A 9,831-nucleotide genomic window follows, 5' to 3' on the forward strand; every position below is an offset into this window, starting at 1 on the left:
CCGCCTACTGCGCTGGGGGCATGCGCTGAGCATTCACCAATCGCTCCGATGGTCCCGATCTCGACCGATCGGCGGGCGAGTGAACACTCAGCGCGGTCGACTCGGCTCGGGGGACAACGAGCGCGTAACTCGGTCCACCAGCCCTAGCGCGGGCCTGCCGCCGATCCACCTGGCGCGGAACCGCCGGACAAGGCCGACATGGACTGCCAGGTCGGCCAGTCGATGGCCCAGTCGTAGATGTCGCCGTCGGCCCGGGAGAGCTCGATGGAGGTGCCGGTGACCTCGACCGGGTCGCCGTAGCGGGCGGTCGGGAAGTAGGCCTGGGCGTCGGCGGGTGAGAGGTTGATGCAGCCGTTGGTGACGTTGGAGGAACCCTGGGCGGACAGGGATTCCGGGTTGGCGTGGATGAATTCGCCGTTGTTGGAGATGCGCACGGCCCAGCGCTCGCGAACATTGGTGTAGTACGGCGGATTCGACATCAGGAAGTCCTCGTACTTCTCGGTGACCACGTGGGTGCCCGAGCGGGTGACATTGCGTGGCTCGTTGCCCTCGCCGTAGGAGACGGCGAAGTCGAAGACGGTGACGCCGTCGCGGACCACCTGCATGCGGTGGCTCGGGGCGTTGGCGATCACGATCTGGCTGCGGCCGATGGTGAAGTCGGAGGTGAGATCGGCGTCGCCGTACGCGCCACCGCCGAAGTCGACGCCGTAGAGCTTGGCCGCCACGTGCACGGTGGTGCCGGGGGTCCAGTAGTTCTTGGGCCGCCAGTGCACCCGCGAACCGCCGTCGTCGGGCAGCCACGCCCAGGAGCCCTCGGTGCCCGGATCGGTGGTGACGGTGAGCGCCTTCTCCACGGCCGCCTTGTTCGTCACCGGGCCGGTGAACTTCAGGATGATCGGGGCGGCGATGCCGACCTCCTGGCCGTCGCCGATATTGATCGTGGCCGGGATCGTCGAGGTGGGGCTGACGGTGGTGAAGGTGCCGTCGATCGGGACCGGCTTGTTGTCGGTGCCGATCGCGGTGCCGGTCCAGGTGTAGGTGGCGTTGTAGCCGAGCGGCTCGGTGATCTGGTACGTCGTGCGATCGGGGGTGAGTCTGCCTTCGACCTGCTTGCCGCCGGCATTGGTGAGCGCGATCTGGTCGATCCGGCCGTCGGAGACGGTGACCGATACCGGCGCCACGGGGTCGACGTCGGTCGCACCGGCCGACGGCGTGACCGCGACCTGCGCGACCGGTCCGGGCGCCGCGTTCCCACCGGGGCGGTCGATCGTGCATCCGGTCAGCACCACGAGCACGGCCAGCAAGATCACCGCAACCAGCGACCGGCCACGTCGAATGCCCATGCCACGGCCATCGGCGGCCATTATGGCCCGCCCACGCTGAACTGCCGTCCCGTGCGCACGCAACGAAGCGGTTACCGAAGGTTTGCTCACGGCATCGAATGTACGCCGAGCTACCGACCTGCCCGGCTCACAGGGTGAGGCCGACCGGCACCGGCTCCGGTTCCAGCGTGACCCCGAAACGTTCCTGGACGCCCGCGCGCACCGTGCGGGCCAGCTCGACGATGTCGGCCGCCCGCGCGGCGCCGCGGTTGGTCAGCGCGAGCGTGTGCTTGGTCGACAACCGCGCCGCCGCCTGCTCACCGGGGAAACCCTTCGCGAATCCGGCCCGCTCGATCAGCCAGCCCGCCGAGAGCTTCGTGCCGTCAGGCGCGGGGTAGGTCGGCACCGGCACGTCGCCGAGGTGCGCGGTGATCGCCGCCAGCACCTGCGGCAGCCGATCCGCGCCGACGACCGGGTTGGTGAAGAACGAGCCCGCGCTCCAGGTGTCGTGATCGGCCGGGTCGAGGACCATGCCCTTGCCCGCCCGCAGCCGCAGCACTTCCGCACGCACGTCGGCGGCCGGGCGGGTCTCGCCGTCGCCCGCGCCCAGCGCCTTGGCCAGTTCGCCGTAGCGCAGCGGCGCGCTCATGCCCGACGGATCGAGCGCGAACTCGACCGCGAGCACCACCTCGGCGTCGCTGTGCTTGAGCACGCTGGTCCGGTACCCGAAGCCGAGCTCGGCCGGCTCGACCCAGCGCACCTCGCCGGTCTTGCGGTCGAGCAGCTGCACCTGCCGCAGCAGTGTGGCTACCTCGACGCCGTACGCGCCGACGTTCTGCACCGGCGTCGCACCGGCCGAGCCGGGGATACCAGACAGGCACTCCAGCCCGCCCAGACCGAAGTCGACGGTGAACGAGACCACCTCGTCCCAGTTCGCGCCCGCTTCGGCGACCACGCTGTTGCCCAGGAGCCGCACTCCCTTATTTCCCACCCGCACCACGACACCGTCGAAGCCCGCGTCGTCGATGAGCAGGTTCGATCCACCGGCGAGCAGCAACACCCGGACACCGGCCGCGTCCAGCGCCCGTACCGTGGCGATCAGCGCGTCGGTAGTGCCGCATTCGGCGACCAGCGCGGGCCCACCGACCCGCAAGGTCGTCAGTTCGGACAGATGCACCGATTCGCGCACCACCGCGCCGGTATCGGCGAGCAGGTCACGCACCTGCGCCACGCTTCCGGTGGATTCCTTGTTGATCGCCGCGTTCACATGCCGATAATGGACCACATCGCGGCCGCAGGTCCATTCCCGCACACACCGGCACCGGTGAGTCGCCGATCCCGCGCCCTAGCAGGGCGAGCACCGATGGACACCCGGTAGCGTGTCGCGCATGGCTACACCTCTGGCGTTCACGGCTCGCTACACCTATTCGGTCGAGGCCGTGCGCGCGGCGTTCTCCGACGAGCAGTACTGGAAGGCTCGTCTCGAAGAGGTCGGCGGCCCCGGCGCCCGGCTCGATTCCTTCTCCAGCGACGGCAACACGGTCCGCGCCCAGTTGGTCCAGGCCATCCCCGCCGACCAGCTCCCGCCGGCCATCACCGCGGTCCGCCCCGGTGACCTGGTGATTCCCCGCACCGAGACCTACAGCGGCACCACCGGCACCGTCGAGGCCCACGTCGACGGCGCACCCGCCAAGGTGAACGCCACCGTCACCCTGACCGCCGACGGCACCGGCTCGACCGCCACCGTCAACGGCACCATCGAGGTGAAGATCCCGCTGTTCGGAAGCAAGATCGAGGCCGCGATCTCCGAGCACCTGCTCGAGCTGCTCGGCAACGAGGCCGCCTTCACCGAACAGTGGCTCGCCACCCACTGACGTGCGGAGGTCCGGGGCGCCGGATTCGAGCGCCCCGGTAACGTGTCCGCACATGGCACGTCGACTTGACTACTCCGCCCGCTATCCCCTGCACACCACCGAAGAGCTCTACGCGGCGCTGCAGAGCAGGGATTACTGGGAAGCGCGCGTCGCCGAGATGCGGAAGTACTCCCCGCACAACGAGGTGATCAGCCACGAGGTGAGCGACTCGGGCATCGATGTGGTGCTAGCCCACACGCTGCCGCGCGAGATGCTCCCCGAGATCGCCCAGACGGTGATGCGCAAGGACATGGTCATCACCCGCAAGGAGAGCTGGGGCCCGTTCGCCCACGACGAGACCGAGGGCACCTTCTCCGCCTCCATCCCCGCCGGTCCGGGCAGCCTCAACGGCACCATCCGCCTGTTCCCCACCGAGACCGGCGCCACCATGCGGTTCTCCCCCACCGCCAAGGTGTTCATCCCGATGGTCGGCCCGCGCCTGGAGCAGCTGATGCTGGTGAACCTGGTCGACCTGTTCCGGGCCGAGCAGGAGGAGACCGCGCGCTGGCTCTCCGAAGACGCGAAGAAGACGGTCTGACGATCAAGGGACTCGCACCGGTCGGCACGATCACCCGCGGCACGACCGGCGTCAACCGCCTGCGCCGCAGCGACCGCTGGCTGGTGCACGACGACCTGGTGACCGCGCGCCTGCGCACCGCCACCGACCCGTTGGTGGTCGACCTCGGCTACGGCGCCGCACCGTGGACGACCTTCGAGCTGGCCGCCCGCCTGCGCGCCCTCCGCCCTGACCTCCAGGTGGTCGGTCTCGAGATCGATCCGGCCCGGGTCGTCGACGGCCGCGACGGCGTGCGTTTCGCCCGCGGCGGTTTCGAGCTGGCCGGCCTGAACCCGGTGCTGGTCCGCGCGTTCAACGTGCTGCGCCAGTACCCCGAGGACGCGGTCCCCGACGCGTGGGCCCGCATCCAGTCGAACCTCGCGCCCGGCGGCCTGCTGGTCGACGGCACCTGCGACGAGCTCGGCCGCCGCTCCGCCTGGGTGCTGCTCGACCGGCACCGCCCGCTCTCGCTGACACTGTCCTGGGATCCGTTCACCGTGGAGCGCCCGTCCGATATCGCCGAGCGGCTGCCGAAGGTGCTGATCCACCGCAACATTCCGGGCGAAGGCGTGCACGCCGTGCTGACGGCGGCCGATCGCGCGTGGGACCGGTCGGCGGCGCTGGCACCGTTCGGTCCGCGCATCCGCTGGGGGGGCGCGGCGGAACTGCTGCGCGCCGACGGCTTTCCGGTGCGCGCCTATCGCCGCCGGATGCGTGACTGCGTGCTGTCGGTGCCGTGGCGGACGGTCGCGCCGAACGGCTGGTCAGACGCCGGTTAACGCCCGCCGCACCCGCGCGGCCGCCCGGGGCGCGAGTTGCTGTCCGCCCCACCAGATCTCGTCGGTGTCGCAGCGATGGATGGCGACCGCGTCGGCCACCACCTCGTCGAGCGCCGACTGCGAGATCTCGGTCTCGGCCAGATCGAGCACGGTGCGCACGGGCGTGGTCACCAGGAACGGCCCGGCCGACTCGATATCGGGACCGCCGAGCTTGCGCCGGGTCAGCACCAGCCGCGGCGTCACCGGCGGCCTGCCCGCCGACACCGACAGATGCAGGAACCGCGGCTGTAATCGGCCGATCCCGTGCAGCTCCGCCGCGCTCTGATACGACACCGCCGCTGCCCCGTCGAACCAGGCCGCCCACATCGCGTACTCGTCGAGCGGACCGGCCCGCCACTGCGCCAGCCGCATCATCCCGACCCCCGCCCTGGTCACCGTTCCGTCGCCGAGCGCGGCCCTGACCTGCAGCTCACAGCCGGTCCGCAGCACCTGCCGGGTCGTGAAGAAGCCCGCGTGGCGGCCCGCGAGCCGCCGCAGCACCCGCCACCGATGGTCCGCCGTCCCCTGCACCCGGCGCACACCCTCGCCAGTCATGGGTTTCAGGCTACGCCGCCGAAAGTGCGTCAGCTCACACTTTGCTACGAAGGCTTTCACTGCGTCCTCAGAGCAGACACAGAAAGTTCGGGAAGAATCCGATCCCATGAGCACGCAGACACCCCAACGCCCGAAGGTCGGTCGGCGCCCGCTGGTGATCGCCTTGGTCGTGGTCGCCGTGCTACTCGTCGCGGCGATCGCGGGCACCGAAGCCTATGCCCGCCACCAGATCTCGCGCTGCATCAGCAGTTCGTTCGAGCAGGAGATGGGCTCGAGCATCGACGTGAGCTTCGGCCCGAAGCCGATGCTGATCACCTACCTCGACGGCAAGGTCGGCTCGGTGAGCATCGACAGCGAGGACAACAAGTTCGGTCCCGCGGTCGGGATGGTCGTGCACGCGGAGTTCGAGGACATCGAACTGGTCGATCGCGGCCGCGGCGGCGGCACCATCGGCAGCTCCTCGGCCGAGGTGACCTGGAACAACGACGGCATCGCGCAGACGCTGGGCGGCATGGTCAGCGGCGTGCGGTCCTCGTCGAGCACCGGCCTGATCACCCTCGACGTGCTCGGCGGCCTGGCACAGCTCGAGGTGCAGCCGATGGTGCGCAACGGCAATGTCGAGGTGGAGACGAAGTCCGCGCAGCTGCTCGGCATCGGCCTGCCCACCGATCTGGTGCAGGGCATCGTCGAGGTGTTCACCCAGAGCTTGCAGAGCTACCCGCTCGGCCTGCGCGCGCAGGAAGTGAAGGTCACCGATGACGGTGTGGTCGTTCAGCTGTCCGGCGGCAAGACCCAGCTCGAGACGGTGTCCAGCGACCGGCAGGCCGAGTTCTCCTGCTGAGTTACTCGGCGAACCCGTCCAGCACGGCGGCCGACTTCGACAGCCCGAGCCGCGTGGCACCGGCCGCGATCATCGCCGCCGCGTCCTCGGCGGTGCGGATGCCGCCGCTGGCCTTGACCCCGAGCCGCCCGCCGACGGTCTCGGCCATCAGCCGCACCGCGTGCACGCTCGCCCCGCCCGCCGGATGGAACCCGGTGGAGGTCTTCACGAAGTCGGCGCCACCCTGTTCGGCGGCCCGGCACGCGCCGACGATCGCCTCGTCGGTCAGCGCGGCCGACTCGATGATCACCTTGAGCACGACGCCCCGGTCCGTCGTCGCCTCGCGCACCGTGATGACATCGGACAGCACCGCGTTGAAGTCACCGGCCAGCGCGGCGCCCACGTCGATCACCATGTCGACTTCGGCGGCGCCCTGGTCCACCGCCAGCCGCGCCTCGGCGCCCTTGACCAGCGAGTGGTGCTTCCCGGACGGGAATCCGGCGACGGTCGCGACGACCAGCCCCGGCGCCCGCAACGGCAGCATCGACGGCGACACGCAGATCGCGTACACCCCGAGCTTGCGCGCCTCGGCGATCAGGGCCTCGACCTCGGCGGGAGTGGCCTCGGGGGCGAGCAGGGTGTGATCGATCATCGCGGCCACGTCGGCCCGGGTCAGCGGCGTCGAGACGGTCATGCTCGGAAGCATGACATACGACCAGTCCACCGCCCTTGCACAGGCAGTCCGGGAAACAGCGTTGCGCGCTCGTACCCACATCCGGGAGACTTGACCCCCAGTCCACAGACACGGAGACGATTGTGCTGATCCGTCGCGAGACCCCTGCGGATGCCGCGGCGATCGCCGCCATCCATCGAGCCGCCTTCGCCCCGCACTACGCGGAGGACCCGTCGATCACCGAACCGCCCGAGGTCGCGCTGGTCGACGCGCTACGCACCGACGAGTCGTGGATGCCGACGCTGTCGCTGGTCGCGCTCGAATACGACACCGTCGTCGGGCACATCTGCCTCACCAGGGCGGGCATCGGCCCGTTTCCGGTGCTGGCGCTCGGCCCGCTCGGGGTCGATCCCGATCATCAGAAGACCGGCGTCGGCTCGGCCCTGACGCACGCGGCGCTCGGCGCGGCGGACGCGCTGGACGAGTCGGTCGTCGGCCTGGTCGGCAACCCCGACTACTACGCCCGCTTCGGCTTCGTCCCCGGCGCCCGGCTCGGCGTCGTGCCGGACCAGGCGGACTGGGCCGAGTTCTTCCAGGTGCGGCCGCTGACGGCCTACGACCCGGCGGTCACCGGCGAATTCCGCTACCCGGGCCCGTTCTACGACCTCTGAGTTCTTACTCGAAGACGACCGTGCGGCGGCCGTGCACGAGCACCCGGCCTTCCAGGTGCCAGCGCAGCCCGCGCGCCAGCACGACCCGCTCGATGTCGCGGCCCTGACGCACCATGTCGCGGACGTCGTCGGCGTGGTCGACCCGGATGACGTCCTGCTCGATGATCGGGCCCGCGTCCAGCTCGGCGGTGACGTAGTGGCAGGTCGCGCCGATCAGCTTCACGCCGCGGTCATACGCCTGGTGATACGGCCGCGCGCCGACGAACGAGGGCAGGAAGCTGTGGTGGATGTTGATCGCCCGGCCCGCCCAGTGCTCGCAGAGTTCGGCGGGCAGCACCTGCATGAAGCGGGCCAGCACCACCGCGTGCGGATCGTGGGCGTCGACGAGGTCGCGCACCTGCGCGAAGGCGGGGCCGCGCTCGGCGGGGTCCTTCGGGAACGGCACGTAGTGGAACTTCACGCCGTGCGCCTCGGTCATCCCGGCCAGGTCGGGGTGATTGCCGATGACGGCCTCGATGGTCGCGGGCAGCTCACCGGCGGCAGCCCGGCCGAGCAGGTCGTGCAGGCAGTGCCCGTCCTTGCTGACCAGCAGCACCGCCCGGCGGGGTGCGCCGGAGTCGTGCAGGTGCCAGTCGGTCTCGGGACCGAACTCGGCGGCGACCTCGGCGAAGCGGGCGCGCAGTTCGTCGATGCCGAAGGGCACCGTCGAGGCCTTGACCGCCTGCCGGGTGAAGAACCAGCCGATGTCACCGTCGGAGTGGTAGCCGGCCTCCACGATCGAGCCGCCGAACGCGGCGATGAACGACGAGATCCGGGCGATGATGCCCGGCCGGTCCGGGCAGCCGAGGGTCAGCACGAACCGGCGGTCATCCGAGGTCACAGGGGCAGAACTCATCTGCCCATCCTCGCAGGCGGTCAGGCCAGCGCGCGCACAGGCTCACGGACGGCGGCGAGCACCTCGCGCAGTTCGGCGTTGAACAGGTCGTAGCGCTCGACATTGCCGAGATGCCCGGTCGGCAGGACCTTGAACTTGGCCAGGGTGCCCGCCTTGCGCAGCAGCTCGGCGAGGCGCTCGGCGTGCACGGCCGGAGTCATGTCGTCGCGGTCACCGGCCAGCACGGTGGTCGGCACGCAGAAGTTGCTCGCGGCGTCGCCCAGGTGCAGCGCGGCCAGCAGCCGTCCGTAGCGCGCGCGGGTCAGCATCGGGCAGCCACGCACCACCGACAGCGCGTAGCTCAGCTTCTCCGGTGAGGTGTCCAGCGTCATGATCTGGCGGGCGAAGATCCAGCGCACGGGAGCGATCGGCGGGAAGACGACCGGCGTGCCGAGGAAGAGCTTGCCGAGCCAGTCCGGGGTCGGCATCTGCCTGCCCCGCAGCAGGCGCAGCGGCTTGTTCAGGCCGGGGACCATGGTCGACACCTCGACCAGCGAGTGCGCGCCGGTGTTGGTGAGTACGACAGCCTCGGCCTGTTCGGCGACCCGTTCGGGATAGCGGCCGGCCCAGGCGATGAGCGTCATCCCGCCCATGCTGTGGCCGACAAGGACCGCGCGCTGACCGGGCAGCAGGGCCGCGTCGAGCACCTCGCACAGGTCGTCGGCGAGCAGGTCGGTGCTGGGGCGGGCGTAGCCGTTGGTCGACTCGCCGTGGCCGCGCTGGTCGTAGGCGATCACGCGGTACTCGCCAGCGAAGGCGTTGATCTGGGCGTTCCAGTATTCGATGGAACAGGTCCAGCCGTGCGCGAACACGATGACGGGCGCGTCGACCGGGCCGTAGGCGTGGACCCGCAGGCGGGCGCCGTCCGCGGTGACCACCGGGATCACCTCGTGCGGGATCGTCGGCGGATCGAAGGCCGCGATCCCGTGGGTCCGCGTCCGCAGATCGGCCCGGTGGGCCGCCAGGGTGGCCTTGACCGCGATGGACGCGGAATCGACCAGGTTCAGCAGAGCCGTCGGCAGCTTTGCACGCATCGGCACACTCCTTTGTGTTACTGATGGATACAGTAACACCGTGTACCACTGAACCGCGAGAGGTCCGCGGCATTATTTCGCCGCGGCGCTGTTACCAGCGCGGCCCGCGCTGCACCTCGTCGATCTTCGGGCGCACGTCGGCGAGGTAGACACCGGTCGCGATGATGGCGATGAACGAGGTCAGCATGCCGAAGCCGGCGACCCCGAGCAGCAGGAACACCATCGCGCCGGCCAGGATCGCCAGCCAGATGGGCTTGGTCATCTTGTCGACGGCCGTGAAGGCCTCGGCGCGCTGGCGCACGGCGTGGATGAGCGCGAACACCGTCGCGCCGAATGCCACCACCCACAGGACCAGCAGGATCAGCGACGTCACACCGTTTACCAGGTTCACACTCCCATCATACGAACAGCGGCCCCCCGCCCCCCCTATGGGGGGGGGCGCGGGTGGGGGGGGGTACGTGACGGCGCGTTTATAGGGCGTATTAGGCGCGGCCATGGTGGGGGGGGCCCTGTTGGGCTCCCGGGCCGGCTTTGG

General features: G+C 70.1%; 12 protein-coding genes. 5 read left to right on the top strand and 7 right to left on the bottom strand.

What is annotated here, in order from left to right:
• Positions 1-143: 143 nt before the first annotated feature.
• Together ACFWPJ_RS15575 and ACFWPJ_RS15580 are read right to left on the bottom strand one after the other, a co-directional pair.
• Entirely contained in the window at positions 144-1,343 is a 1,200-nt protein-coding gene (locus ACFWPJ_RS15575; RefSeq protein ID WP_378851728.1) for an Ig-like domain-containing protein, read from the bottom strand.
• 127 nt (positions 1,344-1,470) lie between these two features.
• The gene (locus tag ACFWPJ_RS15580; RefSeq protein WP_378851731.1) at positions 1,471-2,589 is read right to left on the bottom strand and encodes a UDP-N-acetylmuramate dehydrogenase; all 1,119 of its coding nucleotides are present in this window, start codon (positions 2,587-2,589) and stop codon (positions 1,471-1,473) included.
• 121 nt (positions 2,590-2,710) lie between these two features.
• On the opposite strand from ACFWPJ_RS15580, the gene ACFWPJ_RS15585 reads away from it, so the two are divergent.
• The 3 genes from ACFWPJ_RS15585 to ACFWPJ_RS15595 are packed head-to-tail and all read left to right on the top strand — an operon-like array spanning position 2,711 to position 4,570.
• Complete coding sequence (locus ACFWPJ_RS15585) at positions 2,711-3,196, top strand: DUF2505 domain-containing protein (RefSeq protein ID WP_378851733.1); 486 nt, start codon at positions 2,711-2,713, stop codon at positions 3,194-3,196.
• Positions 3,197-3,248: 52 nt separating this feature from the next.
• Positions 3,249-3,773, top strand: coding sequence for a DUF2505 domain-containing protein (locus ACFWPJ_RS15590; protein ID WP_378851736.1), 525 nt, complete (start codon positions 3,249-3,251; stop codon positions 3,771-3,773).
• A gap of 2 nt (positions 3,774-3,775) precedes the next feature.
• A complete protein-coding gene (locus tag ACFWPJ_RS15595; RefSeq protein WP_378851756.1) occupies positions 3,776-4,570 on the top strand; it encodes a class I SAM-dependent methyltransferase in 795 nt (264 codons plus the stop codon).
• On the opposite strand, the gene ACFWPJ_RS15600 is transcribed toward ACFWPJ_RS15595, so the two are convergent.
• Positions 4,556-5,164: a hypothetical protein gene (locus tag ACFWPJ_RS15600; RefSeq protein ID WP_378851739.1), complete on the bottom strand. Its 609-nt coding sequence runs from the start codon at positions 5,162-5,164 to the stop codon at positions 4,556-4,558. The genes ACFWPJ_RS15595 and ACFWPJ_RS15600 overlap by 15 nt on opposite strands.
• Before the next feature lie 106 nt (positions 5,165-5,270).
• Here ACFWPJ_RS15600 and ACFWPJ_RS15605 point away from each other — a divergent pair, with 106 nt between their 5' ends.
• Entirely contained in the window at positions 5,271-6,005 is a 735-nt protein-coding gene (locus ACFWPJ_RS15605; protein WP_378851742.1) for a DUF2993 domain-containing protein, read from the top strand.
• Position 6,006: 1 nt separating this feature from the next.
• Here the strand turns inward: ACFWPJ_RS15605 and deoC are convergent, their stop codons facing one another.
• Entirely contained in the window at positions 6,007-6,678 is a 672-nt protein-coding gene (deoC, locus tag ACFWPJ_RS15610; RefSeq protein ID WP_378851745.1) for a deoxyribose-phosphate aldolase, read from the bottom strand.
• Between the two features lie 122 nt (positions 6,679-6,800).
• Between deoC and ACFWPJ_RS15615 the strand changes: the two genes are divergently transcribed.
• Positions 6,801-7,328: a GNAT family N-acetyltransferase gene (locus tag ACFWPJ_RS15615; RefSeq protein WP_378851748.1), complete on the top strand. Its 528-nt coding sequence runs from the start codon at positions 6,801-6,803 to the stop codon at positions 7,326-7,328.
• Between the two features lie 4 nt (positions 7,329-7,332).
• On the opposite strand, the gene purU is transcribed toward ACFWPJ_RS15615, so the two are convergent.
• From purU to ACFWPJ_RS15630, 3 genes are all read right to left on the bottom strand, one after another.
• Positions 7,333-8,223: a formyltetrahydrofolate deformylase gene (gene purU / locus ACFWPJ_RS15620; RefSeq protein WP_378851751.1), complete on the bottom strand. Its 891-nt coding sequence runs from the start codon at positions 8,221-8,223 to the stop codon at positions 7,333-7,335.
• Positions 8,224-8,243: 20 nt separating this feature from the next.
• A complete protein-coding gene (locus tag ACFWPJ_RS15625) occupies positions 8,244-9,296 on the bottom strand; it encodes an alpha/beta fold hydrolase (RefSeq protein WP_378851754.1) in 1,053 nt (350 codons plus the stop codon).
• Positions 9,297-9,387: 91 nt separating this feature from the next.
• A complete protein-coding gene (locus tag ACFWPJ_RS15630; RefSeq protein ID WP_378851759.1) occupies positions 9,388-9,681 on the bottom strand; it encodes a DUF2516 family protein in 294 nt (97 codons plus the stop codon).
• Positions 9,682-9,831: the final 150 nt, after the last annotated feature.

The sequence above is a fragment of the Nocardia sp. NPDC058497 genome (assembly GCF_042720195.1).
Classification (GTDB): domain Bacteria; phylum Actinomycetota; class Actinomycetes; order Mycobacteriales; family Mycobacteriaceae; genus Nocardia.